Source organism: Pseudomonas cremoris (genome assembly GCF_014230465.1).
Map to the genome: position 1 here is coordinate 175102 of NZ_JAAXCY010000007.1, position 20895 is coordinate 195996.

At 60.7% G+C, this 20895-nt stretch carries 22 protein-coding genes and 1 tRNA gene; 16 read left to right on the forward strand and 7 right to left on the reverse strand.

The features are described from left to right. Positions 1-60: 60 nt before the first annotated feature. Entirely contained in the window at positions 61-720 is a 660-nt protein-coding gene (locus HF257_RS18795) for a class II aldolase/adducin family protein (protein ID WP_185705891.1), read from the reverse strand. Positions 721-729: 9 nt separating this feature from the next. Beyond that, positions 730-3423, reverse strand: a complete 2694-nt coding sequence (locus HF257_RS18800) for a TonB-dependent receptor (protein ID WP_185705893.1) — start codon at positions 3421-3423, stop codon at positions 730-732. Positions 3424-3823: 400 nt separating this feature from the next. Here HF257_RS18800 and HF257_RS18805 point away from each other — a divergent pair, with 400 nt between their 5' ends. From HF257_RS18805 to HF257_RS18830, 6 genes are all read left to right on the forward strand, one after another. After that, the gene (locus HF257_RS18805) at positions 3824-4834 is read left to right on the forward strand and encodes a ScbA/BarX family gamma-butyrolactone biosynthesis protein (RefSeq protein ID WP_185705895.1); all 1011 of its coding nucleotides are present in this window, start codon (positions 3824-3826) and stop codon (positions 4832-4834) included. Next, on the forward strand, positions 4831-5508 hold the full coding sequence (locus tag HF257_RS18810) for an HAD family hydrolase (protein ID WP_185705897.1): 678 nt from the start codon (positions 4831-4833) through the stop codon (positions 5506-5508). Before HF257_RS18805 ends, HF257_RS18810 begins: the two co-directional genes overlap by 4 nt. Then, complete coding sequence (locus HF257_RS18815; RefSeq protein WP_185705899.1) at positions 5508-6725, forward strand: cytochrome P450; 1218 nt, start codon at positions 5508-5510, stop codon at positions 6723-6725. The genes HF257_RS18810 and HF257_RS18815 overlap by 1 nt, the downstream gene beginning before the upstream one ends. A gap of 14 nt (positions 6726-6739) precedes the next feature. Continuing rightward, the gene (locus HF257_RS18820; protein ID WP_185705901.1) at positions 6740-8287 is read left to right on the forward strand and encodes an MFS transporter; all 1548 of its coding nucleotides are present in this window, start codon (positions 6740-6742) and stop codon (positions 8285-8287) included. Positions 8288-8514: 227 nt separating this feature from the next. Further along, complete coding sequence (locus HF257_RS18825; RefSeq protein ID WP_105696888.1) at positions 8515-9024, forward strand: sigma-70 family RNA polymerase sigma factor; 510 nt, start codon at positions 8515-8517, stop codon at positions 9022-9024. Then, positions 9021-9956, forward strand: a complete 936-nt coding sequence (locus tag HF257_RS18830; protein ID WP_185705903.1) for a FecR family protein — start codon at positions 9021-9023, stop codon at positions 9954-9956. The genes HF257_RS18825 and HF257_RS18830 overlap by 4 nt, the downstream gene beginning before the upstream one ends. A 162-nt stretch (positions 9957-10118) precedes the next feature. On the opposite strand, the gene ppk2 is transcribed toward HF257_RS18830, so the two are convergent. Then, the gene (gene ppk2, locus HF257_RS18835) at positions 10119-11036 is read right to left on the reverse strand and encodes a polyphosphate kinase 2 (RefSeq protein WP_185705905.1); all 918 of its coding nucleotides are present in this window, start codon (positions 11034-11036) and stop codon (positions 10119-10121) included. A gap of 185 nt (positions 11037-11221) precedes the next feature. Between ppk2 and pstS the strand changes: the two genes are divergently transcribed. The 7 genes from pstS to HF257_RS18870 all read left to right on the forward strand — a co-directional run bounded on the left by pstS (position 11222) and on the right by HF257_RS18870 (position 16865). Further along, a complete protein-coding gene (gene pstS, locus HF257_RS18840; RefSeq protein WP_185705908.1) occupies positions 11222-12250 on the forward strand; it encodes a phosphate ABC transporter substrate-binding protein PstS in 1029 nt (342 codons plus the stop codon). A gap of 74 nt (positions 12251-12324) precedes the next feature. Further along, the gene (gene pstC / locus HF257_RS18845) at positions 12325-13290 is read left to right on the forward strand and encodes a phosphate ABC transporter permease subunit PstC (RefSeq protein ID WP_185705910.1); all 966 of its coding nucleotides are present in this window, start codon (positions 12325-12327) and stop codon (positions 13288-13290) included. Next, positions 13290-14183, forward strand: a complete 894-nt coding sequence (pstA, locus tag HF257_RS18850; RefSeq protein ID WP_185705912.1) for a phosphate ABC transporter permease PstA — start codon at positions 13290-13292, stop codon at positions 14181-14183. Before pstC ends, pstA begins: the two co-directional genes overlap by 1 nt. A gap of 76 nt (positions 14184-14259) precedes the next feature. Then, entirely contained in the window at positions 14260-15021 is a 762-nt protein-coding gene (pstB, locus tag HF257_RS18855) for a phosphate ABC transporter ATP-binding protein PstB (protein WP_218187290.1), read from the forward strand. Between the two features lie 31 nt (positions 15022-15052). Next, positions 15053-15751 carry a hypothetical protein gene (locus tag HF257_RS18860; protein WP_185705916.1) on the forward strand — a complete coding sequence of 233 codons (699 nt, stop codon included), beginning with the start codon at positions 15053-15055 and terminating at the stop codon, positions 15749-15751. Then, the gene (locus HF257_RS18865; protein WP_185705918.1) at positions 15751-16344 is read left to right on the forward strand and encodes a hypothetical protein; all 594 of its coding nucleotides are present in this window, start codon (positions 15751-15753) and stop codon (positions 16342-16344) included. The genes HF257_RS18860 and HF257_RS18865 overlap by 1 nt, the downstream gene beginning before the upstream one ends. Positions 16345-16472: 128 nt before the next feature. After that, entirely contained in the window at positions 16473-16865 is a 393-nt protein-coding gene (locus HF257_RS18870; protein WP_185705920.1) for a tautomerase family protein, read from the forward strand. 44 nt (positions 16866-16909) lie between these two features. On the opposite strand, the gene HF257_RS18875 is transcribed toward HF257_RS18870, so the two are convergent. Then, positions 16910-17515: a cysteine hydrolase gene (locus HF257_RS18875; RefSeq protein WP_185705922.1), complete on the reverse strand. Its 606-nt coding sequence runs from the start codon at positions 17513-17515 to the stop codon at positions 16910-16912. 189 nt (positions 17516-17704) lie between these two features. Here HF257_RS18875 and HF257_RS18880 point away from each other — a divergent pair, with 189 nt between their 5' ends. Together HF257_RS18880 and HF257_RS18885 are read left to right on the forward strand one after the other, a co-directional pair. Next, positions 17705-18139 (forward strand): hypothetical protein, encoded by a 435-nt coding sequence (locus HF257_RS18880; RefSeq protein WP_185705924.1) that lies wholly within the window; start codon positions 17705-17707, stop codon positions 18137-18139. A gap of 67 nt (positions 18140-18206) precedes the next feature. After that, positions 18207-18725, forward strand: coding sequence for a GNAT family N-acetyltransferase (locus HF257_RS18885; RefSeq protein WP_185705926.1), 519 nt, complete (start codon positions 18207-18209; stop codon positions 18723-18725). Between the two features lie 89 nt (positions 18726-18814). On the opposite strand, the gene HF257_RS18890 is transcribed toward HF257_RS18885, so the two are convergent. Together HF257_RS18890 and HF257_RS18895 are read right to left on the reverse strand one after the other, a co-directional pair. Then, positions 18815-19225: a VOC family protein gene (locus HF257_RS18890; protein ID WP_185705928.1), complete on the reverse strand. Its 411-nt coding sequence runs from the start codon at positions 19223-19225 to the stop codon at positions 18815-18817. 169 nt (positions 19226-19394) lie between these two features. Continuing rightward, a tRNA-Leu gene (locus tag HF257_RS18895) sits at positions 19395-19481 on the reverse strand. 348 nt (positions 19482-19829) lie between these two features. On the opposite strand from HF257_RS18895, the gene HF257_RS18900 reads away from it, so the two are divergent. Continuing rightward, entirely contained in the window at positions 19830-20171 is a 342-nt protein-coding gene (locus HF257_RS18900; protein ID WP_233100295.1) for a hypothetical protein, read from the forward strand. A 37-nt stretch (positions 20172-20208) separates the two neighbouring features. On the opposite strand, the gene deoC is transcribed toward HF257_RS18900, so the two are convergent. Then, positions 20209-20889, reverse strand: a complete 681-nt coding sequence (deoC, locus tag HF257_RS18905; RefSeq protein WP_185705931.1) for a deoxyribose-phosphate aldolase — start codon at positions 20887-20889, stop codon at positions 20209-20211. Positions 20890-20895: the final 6 nt, after the last annotated feature.

The window sequence follows — 20895 nt, forward strand, 5'->3', positions numbered from 1 at the left end:
CGGCTCCAAGACCGCCATCGCAGGCAAGCCAGCTCCCACAGTAGGATCGCGGAGCCGCCATCATGGGGCGCTCCAGCCCAGGCGCGAACGCTGTGCTGCGCCTGCGGGAAACGGCTGCGGCGTGCCGAGCTGGGCCGCCAGGAACGTCAGGTACGCGGCTTCTTCCAGATTGATCAGCAGCCGCGTCGCCGCCAACACATCGCGTTCCGACCAGGCAAAGGGTCCGTGGTTTGCCAGCAGCGCCGCCGGCGCACGCGGGTGTTCATGCAAGGCCGCCACAACGGGCTCCGGTGCGTAACGTGGGCCCCATGCGGTCAACGGGATCTCCTGGTCCTCATCAAGCACGCCCAACAGTTGCGAGGCGTGCGCCCGCAATGGCCGCCCGGCAATCGCAAACGCTGTCAGGTACGGCGAGTGCGTATGAATCACCGCATTCACTTGTGGCCGTTCGCGGTAGATCGCTACATGCAGCGCCGCCACTTCCTTGAGGTTGTCGGTCAGGCTGCCCTGGCTGTGCTGCAAGTCGAAATCCACGATCGCCGACACGCCACTGTCCGCACCGCTCAGCGAGGCAATCACCAGCCGCTGCTCGCCGGGAATGCGCAGGCTGATATTCCCCGCCTCATTGGCCGACAACACCTGGTGCTTGATCAATAACTGCTTGGCTTGGGCAAAGTCATGTTCGAACACTTGGATAAAACGCACAGGATCAAAACTCATGGGAAGTCCTCAGAAGCGGTAGTCGGCTTTCACGTAGTAGAAGGCGCCTTCGGCACCCGCCGGGGAGATGCTTTGGTACGCCACGCGCCCGCCGACAAAGCGGTTCGCCACGTCGATCTTGTCCGGGTAGCTGTCAAAGATGTTGTTGCCGCCCAGGGTCAGGGTCAGTGCCTGGTTGATGTCGTAGGACACGCTGGCGTTGCTCACCCATTGCGCGGAAAAGGTCTGGTCGCGGGCTTCGCCGAGGTTGGAGTCAAGGGTGTAGGTGCCGTAGCGAATGGTGTTCCAGCTGGCCTGCCACGCACCTTTGCGCCAGTCGGCTCCGAGGATCAGCTTGCTGTTGGGCGATGCGCTTTCCACATAGCTGAGGGCTTCGCGGTTGATCAGGGTGATGCCGGTACCTGCCAACGGGCCGGGGTTGTCCTTGATATCGGTGACCTGGGTCTTGCTGTAGTTGAAGGCGCCGTTGAGCGTCAGTTGGCTGGCGTCCGCCAGGTCCAGGCGATAGTGGGCGGCCACGTCGACGCCGCTGGTCTTGGTGTCCAGGGCATTGGTGAAAAAGCTCACGCCGGAGTAGTTGCCATAGCCTTCATTGGCCAGGATCTGGCTGACCTGGGTGCCGCTGAGGGTTTCCGACAGGGCGATACGGTCCTTGATGCGAATGTGGTACGCATCCACGCTGACGCTGCCCCGCTCAGTCGGCTGCCACACCACGCCGAGGGACAGGCTGGTGGACTTCTCCGGTTTCAGGTCGCTGGCGCCGAGCGCACGCGCAACGGGTGTGTTCACGCTGACGGTGCCCACTTGATACGCGGTGGGGTCGCCGGCCTTGAACTCGGTCTGGGTCGCCGAGGTGCCGATCTGGCCGAGCGTCGGGGCGCGATAGCCGCTGCTCAGGGTCGAACGCAGACCCCACTGCGGCGTGAAGTCATAGCGTGCGGAAAATTTGCCGGTGGTGGTGGTGCCGAAGTCATCGTAGTGCTCGCTGCGCCCGGCCAGACCCAGTTGCAGTTTCTCGGTGACTTGCTGTTCCAGGCCCAGGTAGCCGCCGAACACATGGCGCGCATACCGGCCTTCGTCACTGTCCTGGGTGCCGGGGAAGCCCTGGGCGCCGCCGGCGCGGGTGGGCAGGGCGGTGCCGTGGGTCCAGGAGGCGAGGTCGCCGGCAATCACTTCATACGATTCGTTGCGCCATGCCAGGCCGCTTGAAAATACCAGCGGGCCCGCCCCCCAACCCACTTTGAATTCCTTTACGTGATCGAGACCGACGTTGGTTTGCTCATTGACCAGCGCACCGGCATTGAAGCTGGTTGGGCTGGTTGGCCCGAGGCTAGCGTTGAGCGAGTCACTGAGGTGATAGTCGATGCGGTTGCGCCCATAGTTGGCGCTGAGGTCGAAGGTGCCGAGGCTGTCATCGCGGATCTTCACGCCGCCGGTAACCGAGGCGTCTCGCGAGCGTACGTCCAGCAGCGGCAGAAAGCCGTTGGGGTACACAGCGGTCAAGTTGTTGGGGTCGATAGGGCGCCGAAAGGTGGCTTGGGATTCGCCGGTACGGTCCTGGTAGGTGGCGAAGCCGTAGAGGTCGACGCTGTCGTTCAATGACAGGCCGGTATTAAGCGCCAGATTCCAATCCTCAAGGCCCGGCGAACCGTAGCGCCAGTGCCGGTCGGCGTCTGCTTCGCGGGCATCGCCAGTGGGGTAGAACTGGCGGCCATCGGTGCCGCCGGTGGACGTGCGTTCGCTGCGCAGGCCTTCGCCGCTGAGGGTGAGGAAGCCATCGCCGGGCAAGGTAAAGCCGGTCCAACCGCCTACCGAACGGCGAAAACCGTCGCCCTTGGTGTACTTGCCAAAGGTGCTTTGCACTGCGCCGCCGTGGTCCTCCTCCTTGAGCACGATGTTGATCACCCCGGCAATCGCGTCCGAGCCGTATTGGGCCGAGGCGCCATCGCGCAACACTTCGATATGGTCAACGGCGCTCACGGGAATGGTCGACAGGTCAACCGACTGCGAGCCACGGCCGATGGTGGCCTTGGTATTGACGAAGGCCGAGGCATGCCGACGCTTGCCGTTGACCAGCACCAGTACCTGATCGGCCGCCAACCCGCGCAACGACACCGGCCGCTGCGATGACACGCCGTCGGTGCCGTTGACCTGCGGGTAGTTCACCGAAGGCACCAGGGTTTCCAGGGCCTTGGCCAGGTTGTCGGTGCCGGCGCGTTCCAGCTGTTCGCTGCTGATCACATCCACCGGGGCCGAGCTTTGCAGGGCGGTCACGTCACTGCGCCGGGTACCGATGACCTCGACAGATTTAAGCCTTGGCGCCTGGGGCTCGCTGCTGATTGCCGCCGCCGGTGCGGTGCTGTTGGCCAGCCGGTGAATCAACACTGCGCCGCTGGCAGTCTGGCTGAAACCCAACTGCGAGCCGCTCAAGGCAATCCCCAATGCCTGTTCCTGGCTCAAGCGCCCCTGGATCGAACGACTCGCGTGGCCTTCTACCAAGGGTGGGTCGAACGCAATCGGATGGCCGCTTTGTTGCGAAATGCTCAGCAGCACTTCGTCCAGAGGGCCTGCGGGGATATTGAAGTCGATGACGCTTTGCACCGACGCCGCATCCGTCTGGGCCAACGCCAGTGTCGGCAGCGCCAGGCCGCCCAAGGCCAAAGCGCAGGCCAGCGGCGCCAGGGTGAATCCTGTTTTCAACATGCAAATCTGCTCCGGGTCGTGATGTTCTTTACGACCTTGAGCAACTTCGCCGGCAGATTTTCAGTACTAAGTTAGAACACTTAGTTCGGTGGCTAGATGATTTTGTTGCGCGCATAAGCTTCGATCAAACTGATCTAAGTGCGCAGTGAAAATATAAGGGACTATCTGCACAAGGGTACTGACAGCCAGCACCGGTTGTCCGCGCAAAGCCTGCAAAGTTCGAAGCATCGAACTTGTTGAGCGGTCTGCACGCTTACGGAAAAGCTCATCAGGAGACAGATACCCATGTCTATAGTGCCAGTTCGACGGGGTCATGCCCGCTTACCTAGCCGTTCGGTCAGTAGCGGAAAAAGGAAACCTCTGCGTAGTCTTTATTCCCTGGTCATTGTTGGAGACTGCTATGTCTGAAGCCTTGGCTATTCGTTGTGAAAACACCGTACCCCGCAGCATGGTGCACCGTGCTGCGGTCAGCGAGGTGTTCCTGACCGCTGCTGAATTTGTGAAAGAAGGACACTTTCGCTGCACTGCACAACTACCACGAACCCACAGTTACTTCAGTGAACATACTCACCGTGCCGCGCACTACGACATGTTGTTGTTGCTCGAAGTATTCCGCCAAGCGTCGATCTATATTTCCCATGCGTTCCTGGATGTCAGTGCCCAAGACAAGTTCATCTACTTGGACAGCGTCACCCGCGTTATCGAGCGTCGTCTGCTGGTAGTGGGTGACCGTCCGGCGTCGGCGGAAATCGATGTGTATGTGGTCGATGAGTACTTGCGCCACGGCGAACGGAGTGGCGTCACGCTGAACATGTCGCTGAGCATCAATGGCGAAGTCGCGGCACGCCATGAGCGCATGAGCATCCGCTGGATGAGTACGGCTGCGTGGAACAAGATGCGCGCCCGTGGCCTGGCGGCCATACCGGCCGACGCCGACCCGTTGGCACAGCTGCCAGCGCCGTTGAGTCCCGCTGCCGTGGGCCGTCACTGGTTGAACAATGTGGTGCTGGGCCACGACTTGGAGCAGGGCGCCGAAAGCCTGGTGGCCCCGCTGATTGTCGACCTGAACAACCCGGCGATCTTCGACCACCCGCTGGACCATATCCCCGGCATGTTGCTGCTCGAAGGCTTCCGCCAGGTCGCCCTGGTGGTGGCTGACCGGCAGCTGCAGACCGGCCCCGAGCAATTGCTGTTGTCCAGTTGCCACGTGGTATTCACCCGGTTTGGCGAGTTTGGTTTGCCGACGCGCGTGCGCGCCGATCTCAACCGCCTGGCCCGTGACGAACACGGTCGTATCACCCTGGCATTGGATGTGGAGCAGGGCGGGGCCGTGATCGCCACCGCCGAGCTGGAGTTGCTGCCCGTGGTTGCCAACCCGCCATTGGCGCTGGTAGCAGGGGGTGTGCGATGAGTGACTTGCAGTTTGTCTGGTTTGATTTTGGCGGCGTGCTGTCGCCACCGATTCCGGCGTTGTTTGAGCAGTACCAGGTCAAGACCGGTCTTGCGCCACGGGTGTTGCAACAGGCCATGAGCGATGTGGCCGATGACCTTGGCGTGCCGATGCTGGCGCCGGTGGAGAGTGCCTTGCTGACCGAGCAGGACTGGGGGCAGCGGCTGGAGCTGGCGCTGCGGCGCCGTGATCCAAACATCGACCTGAGCCGCGCCCGCTTGCAGTCTTTCGGCGAACAATGGTTTGCAGGCGTGCCACCCAATGCGCCCCTGATTGCCGCCGTACGGGCACTCAAACGCGCCGGTTTTCGTGTCGGCATCCTCACCAATAACGTGGTGGAGTGGGAGCAGCACTGGCGTGCCATGGTGGGCCTGGACGCGGTGGTCGACCTGATTGTCGACTCCAGCAGGGAACGCACCCGCAAGCCGGAGGCGGCATTCTTCCAGGTGGCCATCGAACGCTCCGGCGTCGCCGCCAGGCACAGCCTGTTGATCGACGACGTGGCCGAGAACATCGAAGCCGCCGCCGCTTTGGGTTGGCAAGTATTGCACTTCACCGACAACCACCAGGCCCTTTCCCAGTTGCAGCGCCTCACCGGCGTCAGCCTGTTGCAACCCGCCGTGGAGACTGCTTGATGAATATTGCCGTGAGTGCCGAACCCCAGGTCACCGTTGCGCGCATTCCCAACCTGGATGCGCCGCCGGCTTATCAACTCGCCAGCCCGGCCAATGGCTTGCCGAGGATACTGCTGCCCAGCGGTCACCTGGCCTTTCACTTGACCCGCTACGAACATGTGCAGGCCTTGTTGCTGGACAACCGCGCGATCCGCGCCCCGTGCAACGAAGAGGACGGCGCGAGTTTCCTGCCCACCATCACGCCACCGGAATTGCTGCTGAACAACGACATTCCCGATCACGGTCGCCTGCGTAAGGTAGTCGCCCGGGATTTCAGCCCCAGTGGCGTCGCGGTGCTGCGGGAAAAAACTGAGCAAGCCACGCACGAGCGCCTCGACGTACTGCAACGCCAGGCCCCTGGCGCGGACCTGTTTGCGCAGGTACTCGACCATATCCCGGCGACCGTCGACTGCCAGTTGCTTGGCATTCCCTTGAGTGACCGCGAGTACTACCGGCCCTTGAGCCACACCGTGCAGGTGGCGTCGGATGCCGATGTGCCGGAGCTGTTGAACCAGTTCTGGGGCGTATACAACTACCTGACCGACCTGGTCACTGGCGCACGGCCCACGGACCCGGATGGCCTTATCCAGCGGTTTGTTGCCACCCGTGCCGACAGCGAACCGCCGCTCGATGACAAGGAACTGGTGGGCATTCTGCTCGGGGTGTTGATCGGCGGTGACCAGAACATCCTCACCGTGCTGACCAAGGCGGTGTACACCCTGTTGGCCGCGCCGCAGTTGTGGCAGCAATTGGTCGACGATCCGGCGCTGATACCCAGCGCGGTGGAAGAACTGCTGCGGGTAATCCCGTTGGGCACCATCTCGACCTTCCCGCGCCTGGCCAGCGTCGACCTGGAAGGGCCGTGGGGGCTGATCCCCGAGGGCAGTATCATCTATGCCGATGCATTTGCCGCCAACCGTGACCCGTCGGTATTCCCGGACCCTTTGGTGATACGCCTGGACCGCAACGATGCGCGGCATTTGCAGTTCGGCTACGGCATGCACAACTGCATGGGCGCGGCGCTGGCTCGGCTGGAAATCACCACGGTGTTGCAGATTTTGCTGCAGCGCTTTCCCAACCTGCGCCTGGCGGTGCCGGCGGACCAGGTGCCCTGGGTCGACGGCATCATCTTGCGCCGTCCTGCCCGTTTGCCGGTGCACGGCTTCACCTCAACTTGACCCTGGAAGGACCCATGAAAAACTCGTTTGCCGATACGGCTCTACTCAGCATCATCCTGCTGGCGATCTTCGTCGTGCCCAGTTCCATCTCCGGCACGGCCCTGGCGCTGCCGGCGATTGGCGCGGATATCCAGGCGCCGCTGACCAGCCTGCAATGGGTGGTCAACGCCTTCAACCTGGCGTTTGCCTGCTTCACCCTGGCGTGGGGTGCGCTGGCGGATCGGCTCGGGCGCAAGCGCTGCTTCGTGGCCGGCGCGTCGCTGTATGTGGTGGCGTCGGTGCTGTCGGCAGTGGCCGAGAACGCCTGGTTGCTGGACGTGGCGCGGGGGCTGGCGGGCATTGGGGCGGCGGCGATTTTCTCGTGCGGCATCGCCATTTTGTCCACCCACTTTGACGGCCCGGCGCGGCTGCGGGCGTTCGCGTTGTTCGGCACGGTGGCAGGGCTGGGGGTGAGCCTGGGCCCGACCTTGTCCGGGCTGCTGCTCGACAGCGTCGGTTGGCGCGCGATTTTCTGGGCGCATGCGGTAACCCTGGTGATTGTGTTGCTGGGTAGCCCATTGATCACCCGAGACGGGCAACTGGCTGAGCGCACCGCACGGTTCGACGTGCCGGGCGCGACGCTGTTTGTACTGGCGTTGTTGGCGTTGATGGTCGCTATCGTGCAGGGCTCGCAATGGGGTTGGACCAGCCCGGGCGTGCTCGGCCTAGTGGCTGTGTCGGCGGTGTTGCTGGCGGTGTTCACCTGGCAGGAGCGGCGTCACTTGCAGCCAATGCTCGACCTGTCGCTGCTGTCGAGTGGCCCGTTCGTGGGGCTGGCGCTGGTCACCGTGGCGGCGTCGTTTGGCTTTGTGACGTTGCTGACGTACCTGCCGAGCTACATGTTCGGTGTACTGCAATTGAGCGCGACCCATGCGGGCCTGGCGATGCTGCTGCTGACGGTGCCGATGCTGTTTTGCCCGATCCTGGCGGGCAAGTGGGCGGCGCGTGGGGTGTCGGCGATCGGCATTCTCAAGGCCAGCCTGATTGCGTTGCTGGTGGGCGTGGTGGCGTTGGCGTTGGTCAGCCAGGTCGGCGTGACCCTGTGGCAATTGGCGTTGCCATTGTTGCTGGTGGGCATCGGCATGGGGCTGTCGGCGGGGCTGGTGGATGGCCTGGCGTTGAAGACGGTGCCGGAGCAGAAGGCCGGGATGGCCGCCGGTTTGCTCAACACCTTCCGTCTGGGCAGTGAGGCGATTGCGGTGGCGTTGTATGGCTCGTTGTTGGCGACCTTGCTCGATAGCCAACTGCGCGGCACGTTGAGCCGCCTGGCACCGGATCCAACCACCTTGCAACGCTGGATCGATGAAGTGGCTGCCGGCAATCTCACCGGTTCGTTGCAAGCCTTGGGCACTGAACAGGCCGGCACTGTGCACAGCCTGTTTATCGGCGGCTACGACAGCGCCTTCCACGGCGTGCTGTGGGCGTTGGCATTGATCCTGCTGGTGCTGACCGCGGTGGTGACCTGGTTGGTGCGACCGCTGCGCCAGCAGGAACGCGTCGAGGCGCAATTGGCCACACGCTGACCGCGTTTCGTCACCGCCTGCGACGGCTGCAGGCGGTGCTTCGTCGTGCCCGTAAGCCCGATGAAGGTTATGCAAAAAATGCAGTTTGTTAACTTTTTTATTCTTTTATCTGGTGATGCCCACTGGGGCAAACTGGATTCACCTGCCTGGATGCAGGTCTACCTCAACCCGACAGGCCCACCACCACTTGTCCGCTGGCGTGTGCAGTCCATGAAGATTATGGACCTATGGACCCGAATGCCTTGCTCAAGACCCGACTTATCGGGCAGATCTTCCAGCAGCACTACAGCTGGCTGTGCGCGCGCTTGTCCTACCGCACCGGTTGCAGCCACAGCGCAGAAGACATCGCCGCCGAGACCTTCCTCAAGGTCTGGATGCTGCCCGACCCGACGGCTATCCGCGAACCGCGCGCGCTGTTGACCACCATCGCCCAGCGCCTGATGTACGAGAGTTGGCGTCGGCGTGATTTGGAGCGGGCCTACTTGCAGATTCTTGCCGAAGTGCCCGAGCACGTGCATCCGTCACCCCAGGAACAGTTGATCCTGATCGAGAGCCTGCTGGCCATCGACCGCCTGTTGGATGGGTTGTCGGGGCAGGCCAAGGCCGTGTTCGTGCACAGCCAGTTGGATGGCATGACGTACACGCAGATCAGCGAACGTTTGGGCCTGTCGCTGGGGCGTATCCACCAGTTGATGACCCAGGCGTTGCGCGCCTGTTACCTGGGGTTGAGCGAGTGAGCAAACACCCGTTGAACGACCCGGTGGCCGAGGAGGCCATCGGCTGGCTGGTGCAGATCCAATCCGGCGAGTTCACGCCCGCGCAGCAGGAGGCGCTGGATGAATGGCGCAGCACCTCGGCCCATCACCGCCAGGTGTACCAGCAGCTTATTGCCGGCCTTGACCAGTTGAAGGCCTCGCCATGGCGCGGGCGTTCCAGCGCGCAGTTGTTGCGCAGCCTGGAGCAACCCAGCAGCCGGCGTGCGTTCTTGCGCACCAGCCTGTGTGCGGTGGGGTTGGCGGCGGGAGTGGGTTGGGTGTCACGCTTTGAAGAGGCGGGGCAGACCTACGCCACGGGCACCGCCGAACGCCGCACCTGGCAACTGGCGGACGGCAGCACGCTCAAGCTCAATGCCCGTAGCCAGGTAGTTTCCAAACTCTCAGCCGACCCACGCAGCCTTGAGTTGCGTGCAGGTGAAATGCTGGTGGACGTGCTGCGCCCGTTGCAGGTCAACACCCGCGCCGGTCGCGTCAGTGCTACCAGCGGCCGGCTGATGCTGAGCGAGCAGGGCAGTGCTATGCGCCTGGTTACCCTCGACGCCGACGCGGTGCTGCACTTTGAGGGTGGCGCCCAGCAACGGATCGGCATGCACCAGAGCACGTTGTTCGACCACCAACGAGTCCTTACCCAAGTGCCCATGGCGGCAACGGAGACCGCTTGGCTGGACGGCTGGCTGGTGGTGCGCAACCAGACGTTGGCCACGGTGGTGGACGCGATCCGGCCGTATCGCAGTGGCATCGTGCGGCTGGATGCCAAGGTGGCGGGCTTGCGGGTGACGGGGCGGTTTCCGTTGGATGATGCGCGCCAGACCCTGGAGGCGCTGGAGCAAAGCCTGCCGATCCGAGTGACGCAATGGGGCGGGGTGCTGGTGCTGATCGGTGCGCGCGCCTGACCGAGTTTCTCCCCTGAAATGCAATCAACTGTGGGAGCGGGCTTGCTCGCGAAAGCGTTGGATCAGTCACCTCATGCGGTGGCTGACACTCCGTATTCGCGAGCAAGCCCGCTCCCACAGGGATTAGCGGTGTGTTCCCCTCAGTCCCACAGCGTGTTCGGATCAGTACAGCTGCGGCACGATCAGTTCAGGCGGTGTGGGGCTGCGCGAATATTCCTCATGCCGCACGCGTTGCGGCAGCTCAATCACTGGCAGTTCCACTTCTTCGTAGGGCATCTGGTTCAACAGGTGGTTGATGCAGTTGAGCCGGGCCTTCTTCTTGTCATCGGCCTGCACCACCCACCACGGTGCTTCGGCGATATGGGTACGTTCCAGCATGACTTCCTTGGCCTTGGTATAGGCCTCCCAGCGTCGACGGGACTCAAGGTCCATGGGGCTGAGTTTCCACTGCTTGAGCGGGTCGTGAATGCGGCTTAGAAAGCGCAGGTGCTGTTCCTGGTCGGAGATGGAGAACCAGTACTTGATCAGTTGGATACCGGAGCGGGCCAGCATGCGCTCGAATTCCGGCACGGTGCGGAAGAATTCCTCGTACTGGTCGTCGTTGCAAAAGCCCATCACCTGCTCGACACCGGCGCGGTTGTACCAACTGCGGTCGAACAGCACGATTTCGCCGGCGGCCGGCAGGTGCGAGACGTAGCGCTGGAAGTACCACTGGGTCTGTTCACGGTCATTCGGCGCGGGCAGGGCGGCCACGCGGCACACTCGGGGGTTGAGGCGTTGGGTAATACGCTTGATCACGCCGCCTTTACCGGCGGCATCGCGGCCTTCGAACAAAATCACGACTTTGTGGCCGGTCTTGACCACCCAACTCTGCAATTTCACCAGTTCGCCCTGCAGGCGGAACAGTTCGCTGAAATAAATCCTGCGGGCGGCTTTTTCGCTGCTTTCACCGACGTGTTCATCGAACAGCGCGTTGAGGTCATGCCCGTCTTCGGACAGTTCCAGTTCCAGCTCTTCGTCGCTGTGATCCAGCAATTCGCGGTGGATGCGCTGCATCAAGGCGTCTTCTACTGAGGACATGGGCGTAGCTCACGTGGGGGGAGATGGCAAAGTCTTAGTCGCATTCTGTTACCAACCAATGACATCAAAATGCCTTTTTGCGGGGGTAGAAGGGGACAAGACGGCGTTTTGCCATTCCACGTTCATAAAAGCGTAACAAGAATGTTGCAGAGTGCCCGAGCCCGAAATCACAAGGATTTTCCTGAATGAAACGTCTGATGAAGTCTGCTGCACTCGCCGTCGCGGTTTCTCTTAGTGCCTCCTCGGTGTTTGCTGCCGAAAGCATCCGCCTGACCGGCTCTGGCGCAAGTTTTCCTGCCCCGATCTACCTCACCTGGTTCAAGGATTTCAGCAAGAAGACCCCAGGTGTGACCGTTGACTACCAATCCAAGGGTAGTGGCGCGGGTGTGCAGGACTTCCTGAACAAGACCGTTGATTTCGCGGCCAGCGACTCGGCCATGAAAGACGAAGACATCGCCAAGGTTGCTGAAGGCGCGCAGTTGCTGCCGATGACCGCCGGTGAAATCGTATTGGCCTACAACCTGCCGGGTAACCCTAAAGGTCTGAAGCTGCCGCGCGATGTGTACTCCAACATCTTCCTGGGCAAGATCACCAAGTGGAACGATCCGCAGATCGTCGCCGCCAACCCAGGCATCAAGCTGACTGACACGCCGATCACCGTTGTCGTACGTGCTGACTCCAGCGGTACCACTGCGGTATTCACCAAGCACTTGGCAGCCATCAACGCCGAGTTCAAGACTGAATTGGGCGAAGGCAACACCGTCAACTGGCCTGCCACTGACAAATTCATTAAATCGCCGAAAAACGACGGCGTCACCGCCACCGTTCGCCAGACCCCAGGCGCCATCGGTTACATCGAGTACGGTTTTGCCAAGCTGGCCAAGGTCGACTTCGCCGAACTGCAGAACAAGGCTGGCCACTACGTAGTGCCTAACGCTGAAAGCGGTGCCGAAGCACTGGCTGCAGTGACCATGCCGGAAAACTTGATCGCCTGGCTGCCGGACCCGGCCGGTGCCAAGTCCTACCCGATCACCACCTACACCTGGATGATCTTCCGCAAGGACAATGGCAACCCAGCCAAAGCCAAGGCCATGCGTGAAATGGTCGAGTACAGCCTGACCGAAGGTCAGAAGATCGCTGACTCGATGGGCTACATCCCGCTGCCACAGTCGGTAGTCGATCAGGTTCGCAAAGCGTCAGCCAACATCAAGTAAGGCTCGCGAGACCTCCATCGGCGTGTGCTGACCGCCACGCCGATGGAGTTTCCCCCCTGTTTCGGAACTAGCCAATGAACACACCTTTTGTCGTACCGGTTAACCCGGACTCTGCTTGCCAGCCACCGTCTACCAAAGACTTCCTGGTTGATCGCACCTTCCGTGCGCTTGCACGCATAGGCGTAGTGCTGGTGTTGGCACTGGTCTTCGCACTGGTGTTCGAAGTAGGTCGCAAGGCGCTTCCAGGTATGGAAAAGCACGGCCTGGACGTTATTTTCGGTAGCGTTTGGGACGTTAACCAAGGCAAGTACGGCATTTTGCCGGCCATTTGGGGCACGCTGTACAGTGCCTTTATCGCGTTGTTGATCGCGGGTTTCTTCGGCGTCAGCATGGCGATTTTTCTCACCCAGGATTTCCTGCCGGCAAAACTGGCGGCGGTGTTTCGCACCATCGTCGAACTGCTTGCAGCCATCCCCAGCGTCGTCTACGGCCTGTGGGGTATTTACGTAGTGATCCCGGCCATCCGCCCGCTGACCGCGTGGCTGAACTCCGAACTCGGCTGGATCCCCTTTTTCGGCACGTCCCTGAGCGGGCCCGGTTTGCTGCCGGCCGCGCTGGTACTGGCCATCATGATTTTGCCGACCATCGCTGCCGTTTCCCAGGACGCCCTCACGGCGGTCCCGATGAAAACCAAGCAAGCGGCCTACGGCATGGGCACCACCCACTGGGAAGCGATTCTCAAAGTGATGGTGCCGTCTGCGGCCACCGGCATCTTTGGTTCCCTGGTACTCGGCCTCGGGCGCGCATTGGGCGAAACCATGGCCCTGGCGATGCTGGTGGGCAACGCGAACAACATCTCCTTGTCGCTGTTTGCACCGGCCAACACCCTGGCAGCCTTGCTCGCGCTGAACTTCCCTGAAGCCGGCCCGAACGAGGTCGAGGTGTTGATGTACGCCGCTCTGGTGCTGATGTTTATCACGCTGTTGGTGAACATCCTCGGTTCGATGATCATGCTCTACGCACAACGGGGTCAAAAATAATGACGAACCTGACTTCCCCCATCAAGGCCATGCCGAGCTTGCAGCGCAAGTTCGAAGGCCGAGCCCTGCGCAGCCTGGTTTTGACCACGTTGGTATGGGCTGGCGCATTGCTGGCCAGCGTGCCGTTGATTTCCGTGCTGTACATGCTGATCACCCGGGGCGGCGCACGCCTGAGCCTGGAAGTGTTCACTGAACTGCCGCCCACCGGTTTCGAGACGGGCGGCGGTTTTGGTAACGCAATGGCCGGTACGTTTGTGATGGTCGGCATCGCCGCCGCCATCGCCGTGCCCGTCGGCATCATGGCCGCGATCTTCCTGGCCGAACTGGGCCCGGACAGCAAGCTGGCCAACGCCGCGCGGTTTGCCGCGAAGATGCTCACGGGCCTGCCGTCCATTCTGGCCGGTGTATTCGCCTACGCCCTGGTGGTGATGACCACTGGTACCTATTCGGCCCCGGCAGGCGGTGTGGCGCTGGCCGTGCTGATGCTGCCGATCGTGGTGCTGACGGCGGAAGAGTCGATGCGCATGGTGCCCAAGATCATGAAGGACGCTGCCTACGGCATGGGCTGCACCCGCTCGCAGGTGATCTGGAAGATCGTCTTGCCTACCGGCATGCCGGCGATCCTCACCGGTGTGATGCTGGCCGTGGCACGTGCCGCCGGCGAAACCGCACCGTTGCTGTTTACCGCGTTGTTCAGCAACTACTGGATCTACCACGACGGCAGCCTGGCGGTGATGAATCCGACGGCGTCACTGGCGGTCCTGATTTACAACTTCTCCGGCATGCCGTTCGACAACCAATTGGAGCTCGCCTGGGCGGCCTCGTTGGTGCTGGTAATGATCGTACTGGTCGTGAATATCGTGAGCCGTATCTTCGGCAAGCCAAAGTATTAAGAAAGGGAGCATCCGTATCTTGAACGCCTCTACTGCGCAAATAGCCGCTCCGTTTATCACCGAATCGCCTGTGGTCATGGACTGCAAGCTGGACAAGATTTTCTACGGCAACTTCATGGCAGTGCGTGACAGCCATGTGCCGATTGAAAAGAACAAGATCACCGGCTTTATCGGCCCGTCGGGTTGCGGCAAGTCCACGGTGCTGCGCAGCCTCAACCGCATGAACGACCTGGTCAAGGGCTTCCGTTTCGAGGGCCATGTGCATTTCCTCGGGCAGGACGTGTACGGCAAGGGCGTTGACCCGGTAGTGGTGCGCCGCTATATCGGCATGGTGTTCCAGCAGCCCAACCCGTTCTCGATGAGCATTTTCGACAACGTGGCCTTTGGCCTGCGGTTGAACCGCTACAAGGGCGACCTGGGCGACCGCGTCAAGCACGCCCTGCAAGGCGCCGCGCTGTGGGATGAGGTCAAGGACAAGCTCAAGGTCAGCGGCCTGTCGTTGTCTGGCGGTCAGCAGCAACGTCTGTGCATCGCCCGCGCCATCGCCACCGAGCCGGAAGTGTTGCTGTTGGACGAACCCTGCTCGGCACTCGACCCCATCGCCACCCGCCGTGTCGAGGAGCTTATGGTCGAGTTGAAGAAGGACTACACCATCGCCCTGGTGACCCACAACATGCAGCAGGCGATCCGTGTGGCCGATACCACGGCGTTCTTCTCGGTGGATATTTCCCAGGGCACGCGTACCGGTTATCTGGTGGAAATGGGCCCAACGACCCAGATCTTCGAGAACCCACGTGAGCAAATGACCGGGGATTACATCAGCGGCAAGTTCAGCTGATCCAACCATTCATCGTTTTTCAGGAATGCCAATGACTGCAACACGTCGTCTTGATCTGGCCGCGATTGAACGCGCACTGCGTGAGGTGCAGGGTCGTTTTGCCGCGCTCAGCCGGGACTTTACCGAGCCCCGCGACCCCTTGACCGACGAGGTGTTGCAGAATGTACTTGAAGGCTATGCCCTGATTGACGACTATGTCGCGCGGGGTGTCGACCTGTTCGATCTGCAGCAGTTGAACCTGCTGCTGGAGATCAACGCCACCGTGCTGTGCGGCAAGGATCCGGTGCGTCGGCTGGAATACGCCCCGCACCTGGCTGCAACCGAGGAACGCTTTTTCAACAACGTGGAAGGCGGCATCAAGGACTTGCACAGCTGGTACTGCAAGCACCACAACGAGTCGGTGTGGAAGCGCGCCGCCGGTGTGTATGTGCGGGTACTCAGCAAGCCGCAATTGTTTATCGAAGGCAATCACCGCAGCGGATCGCTGATCGTCAGCTATTTGCTGATGCGTGAGGGGCTGCCGCCGTTTGTACTGACGCTGGACAACGCCGAGGGCTACTTCAATCCGTCCTCGGTGATACGCAACTCAGCCAAGCATGGTGTGAAAGCTTTGTACGAATTGCCCAAGATCAAGAAAAAATACGCGGCATTCCTGGAAGATAACGCCCCAGACCCGGCGGAATTTTTCCTGGCAGATGCAAAGGTTACCGCGTACCAGGGTGGCCATTGATGGGAAGCAATCCAGTGCTCGACACCATGAACACCGTTTTCAAGGGACAGCGCGTGCGTATTTCGTTTGATATCGATGACACCCTGGCCTGCCAGCCGCACCACAGTGCGGCTGAAGACAGCAAATTGCCGGAGTGCGTGCATCGCTGGTTGGGCGAGCCGTTGCGCAATGGCACCCGCGCCTTGATCCGCGAACTGCGCCGCCAGAATTGCAGTATCTGGGTCTACACCTCGTCGGGCCGCACACCGGCCTACATCCGCCGTTGGCTGTTGCTGTACGGCATCCACGTTGACGGCGTGGTCAACAGCGTGCGCCACGGCCACGCCCTCACGGCACGCGGGCTGTCGAACGCGCCCTCGAAACTGCCGACGGCCTTTGATATCGACCTGCATGTAGATGACTCCGAAGGCGTACAGATCGAGGGTTACGACCACGGTTTCCGCGTGGTTGTCGTACGCCCCGACGATGAGCTGTGGGCACAGAAAGTGCTGGAGGCTGTCGCCCGTGTCCAAGCGCAGCTCGCCTGGCAGCAGCAACCGCGTCGGCACAAGGTGCCTGCACCCACCTATTCGGGCATCACGCTTAACGGCTGAACGGATTGTATGCGTAAAATTCATTATATATTTGTGAATTATGCGCTTGATGAATGTCCCGTGCAGGATTAGCTTAATGATCAGGGCCACCGATGTGGCCTGGCCACTAACCTGCCCAGGATTTTCCCATGCCTCTCGTTCGAATCGACCTCGCCGCCGACACCAGTGCTGAAACCGCCGCCGCCATCGGCGATGTGGTGTATGCCGCCATGACCACTGTGGCCAACGTGCCTGAGCACGACAAATTCCAGATCATCAACCGCCATGCCCAGGATGAACTGGTGTACCCGGCTGCGGGTTACCTGGGCGTCACCTACACACCTCGGATTGTGTTTATCCAGGTCACCTGGAATACCGGTCGCACGGTTGAGGTGAAAAAGGCCTTCTATCAATTCATCGCCGACGGCATTCACGCCAAGACCGGGCTGCGCAAGGAGGATGTGTGGATAAGCCTGGTGGACGTGAAACGCGAGGATTGGTCGTTCGGCAACGGTGAAATGCAGTACGCGCCGACTGAATGAGCCAGGCAGGAAGGGGCGACTATTTCGAGTAGTCGCCCTTTTTTTTATTGGGTTTTCAACGCTTCCAGGAACTGGTTGTGTTTCAGTGTCTGGGAAAACATCGGCAGCGTGAAGTTCTCTGCCGCGTGTTGCTGCTCGTCAGTGAAGGTCGCCGTGCAGTCGGTCAGGCTTACCACGTTGTAGCCTTTCTCATACCCCGAGCGAACGGTACCTTCGACACAGCAATTGGTGAGAAACCCCGCGACCACCAGGTTCTGGATTCCGTTGTTACGCAACACCAGGTCCAACCCCGTGGTGGCAAACCCATCCAGTCCGCGTTTGCCTTCAACCAGGATATCGCCCGCTTCACGGCCCACGGCCTCCGTGATCTCGGCGCCCCAACTGCCGGCGCGGAAGGCGCTGCCATCGGCGACGCCCTTGAGAATCCCATAATCGCGCGTGGTCAACTCCGGGTAGCCCTCGGCAAACTGGATCGGCAGGTGGATGATCTTCACCCCCAGCTTGCGCGCCTGCTGCACCGTGGCTGCGGTGTTGGCCAGCATGTCAGAGGTGCGCATGACGTCTTTGACGGCGTCGTGGAACACGCCACCGGGCGTGGTGAAGTCGTTCTGGAATTCGATCAGGACAAGCGCGGTGCTGTGCGGGTTCATGGTGGACCTCCGTTCAGTGGGTTGGCGCAGGCTGGTCTTACGGGGCAGGCTGCACCGGCTTAGCATAGACCGCTTCGGTGCCACTCAACTGGCCCTTTATGGCGCTTGCTCTGCCGAGACGGTGCCATCAAAGACAAATTCAGTTATGTTCCGCCGCTGGAAAACGACTTACCTAAAAGGCGAAACGGAATGCCGCTTGAACTCTCGACAAAACCTGCAGCACTGGCAGCGTTATTCATGAGCATGCTGTTGGCAGGATGCTCAACTCAACAAAGCTCACCCTCTTCAACTCACCTAACCGGCGCACAACATACGTTGAAACTCGCTGAGCAAGCCGTTTCGGCGTACCAGCGAGGCGACAAGGCGCGGTGGCAATCATTGTTATGCCTCAAGTCAGTGGATGATCCGCTTGTTGGGTGGAACCAGGTTCGGTCTCTGGTGGGTGATATTTCAAACGTCAAATTGGTCAAGATAGCCGAGGCTTCAACGGCGGGGAATGGCTCTGACGCGGACAGTTCTACTACCGTTGCCTACGAGGTGCACTCGCAGAAGTACCCGCTTAAAACGCTGCTCCTGAAGTTTTTCCCGGTTGAAAACGATCAATGTGTCGGCTTGGTTTATTAATCTGAAACAGAGTGTGTGTCAGGCTGACGTTCCACTGGACAGCAGCGTTTGAAGAAGGACCACCCCCATGATTCGCAAGGCGTTACCCTCCGACGCACAGGCGATTGCCCAGGTGCACATCAGCAGCTGGCAAGCGGCGTACCGCGACCTGATGCCGGCCGAGTACCTGGATGCGTTGCAAGCAACCCTGGCCCAGCGTGAATCATTCTGGGTTCGCTCAATTGAGTCGAGCGATGCCGGCGTTTGGGTTGCAGAGCGGAACAATCAGGTTGTCGGTTGGATATCCGTTGGCGCCAGCCGTGACGACGATGCGGCTGGGCAAAACATCGGCGAGGTCATGGCCATTTACGTGTTGGCGGGACATTGGCAAACGGGCGTGGGGTTGGCCCTGTGGCAAGCCGGCGTGCAGCACTTGTTGGAACAAGGGTATGACCGACTGACGCTTTGGGTCTTGGCTCGGAATGAGCGGGCTATCCAGTTTTACCGCAGGGCAGGATGTGTTGAGGAGGCGGGCAGTGAGCGCAACCTTGAACGGGGCGGCGTAGCACTGGTCGAGGTGAGGTATGGCATTCAATTAAGCGCCTGACAATAGAGCCACCCACAAAATGTGGGTGGCTGTCAGTCTGAGAGAATGTTGTCGATGGGCGCGGGGTCAGTGCGGACGGCGAGCGGCGGTTACCCCGCCAAGTACAAATCTCCACGATGGGCGATATGCACCTTGTTGCCATCTGGATCACGCAGGTACGCACCGTAGTAACCGTCACCATAGTGGGAGCGTTGGCCCGGCTCACCTTCATCAGTTCCACCCGCAAGAAGCCCAGCGGCATAGGCGGTATCTACCGCATTTGGAGAGGGGGCGCTGAAAGCCACCATGCTGCCATTCCCTGCTCTGGCTTCACTGCGGTCATAGGGGCTGTAGACATAAAAGCGAGGCAAAACGCTATCTGGCTTGATCCAGCAGGCCGAAGGTGGCCCGCCATCAGGGGTGACAGGCCTACGAGCGAGCCCCAGCGGGATCAGCACCGCGTCATAGAAGGTCGAGGCCTTATCAAGATCGTTTGTCCCAACGGTGACGTGACTGAACATCCTGTATTCCTACTTACAAAGGCGGAGCGTTATCGTGTCATTGTGAAGGTGGGCGTGTATAGCGGTCGGCAGGACGCCGGAGATGGGAATTGCGGAGCAAGCTTGGAAATTGCGGAGCGGAAAAGATAAGGGCCTGCATGAAGTTCATCACGCAAGCCCTTGATATCTATGGTGCCCGAACCCGGAATCGAACCGGGACGCCCTTACGAGCGGGGGATTTTAAGTCCCATGCGTCTACCAGTTTCGCCATTCGGGCGGTAGCGCGTTGTTGCAGGGTTGGGAATATATAGGCCCAGACGCTTCGGTGCAAGGCCGAAGGGCAGCTTTCTTATACAAACATGCAGGCGAAAAAGCTCGATAGATCAGTGATCTACGTAGGCTTTTAGAGAAAGGGCTGAGGCTTGCTACTGCGCGGGAACAAGATTCATAAATGACAGTCATAGCGATATGCCATCCCGGCAGTCTGGAAAGGAATCAGTTGATGCTCAGTGTTCGCAAGCGTTCTTGGATGATTGCTGCAAGCGTTGTGGGGTTGTTGGCCGGTACGGCTCAGGCGAGAGAGACGGTGCAATGGGGGGATTTTAGTCCGTCAGGCAGTGACAGGTTGACCGGCGCCTCGCTGGAGGCGGGGAACCTGTACGTATTGAAGACCACCAGTATCACGGTGAATGATATCGACGGCTTGAAGTCCAGCCAGAAGCGAAACGACACCGAGCTGCAAAGCCTGAAAAGCAAACTGGACGCTCAGGATCGGGCGTTCGATGAGCTCAAGCGCAACAACGGTTCCAGCTCCAGCGCTAGCGACAGTCAACTGTCAGACCTCAAGCGCACGGTAGCTGATCAGAAAAGCACCATTGAACGCCAGAAAAGCGATATAGACGGTTTGAAACGCAGCCTGGACGACCTCAAACGCAGCGTTGATAGCCTGAGCAGCAAGGTGAAGTAAACCGTGCGGGAGCGAGCGTGCTCGCTCCACGCCAGCCCTAGTAGGCACCCGCCACCGCAGCAGCACCGCTGACAATTGCAATGCCGGAACTGCTGCCCAACCGTGTGGCACCGGCCTCAATCATCGCCAGGGCAGTCGCTACGTCTCGAACGCCGCCAGAGGCTTTCACGCCGATCACCGGGCCGACCACTTCACGCATCAAACGCACATCGGCCAGGGTTGCGCCGCCATGACCGAAGCCCGTTGAAGTCTTGACGAAGGCGACGTCCAACTCCCGACAAATCACGCAGGCCTGGGTCTTCTGTTCATTATTGAGCAGGCCGGTCTCGAGGATCACTTTCAGCGGCACCGCGCCGCAGGCCTTGAGTACTTGGGCGATGTCGTTGCGGACCAAGTCCAGCAAGCCGTCGTTTAGCCACCCAATGTTCAGCACCATGTCGATTTCCCTTGCGCCGGCCTGGATTGCCAGTTCGGCCTCATGGGCCTTGGCGGCGCTGAGGCCTGCGCCCAAGGGGAAGCCGACCACGGCGCACACCAGTGATGGCGCTCCCGCCAGGCACTCGACCGCTAGCGGTACATTGGCGCTGTTCACACAGACCGACTTGAAGCCATACGTACGGGCCTCATCGCACAATTGGCGGATGCTTGCCTGGGAGGCATCGGCCGCCAAAAGCGTGTGGTCGATATAGGCGGCGAGGGACGAGGTGTCTTGGGGCATGGCAGA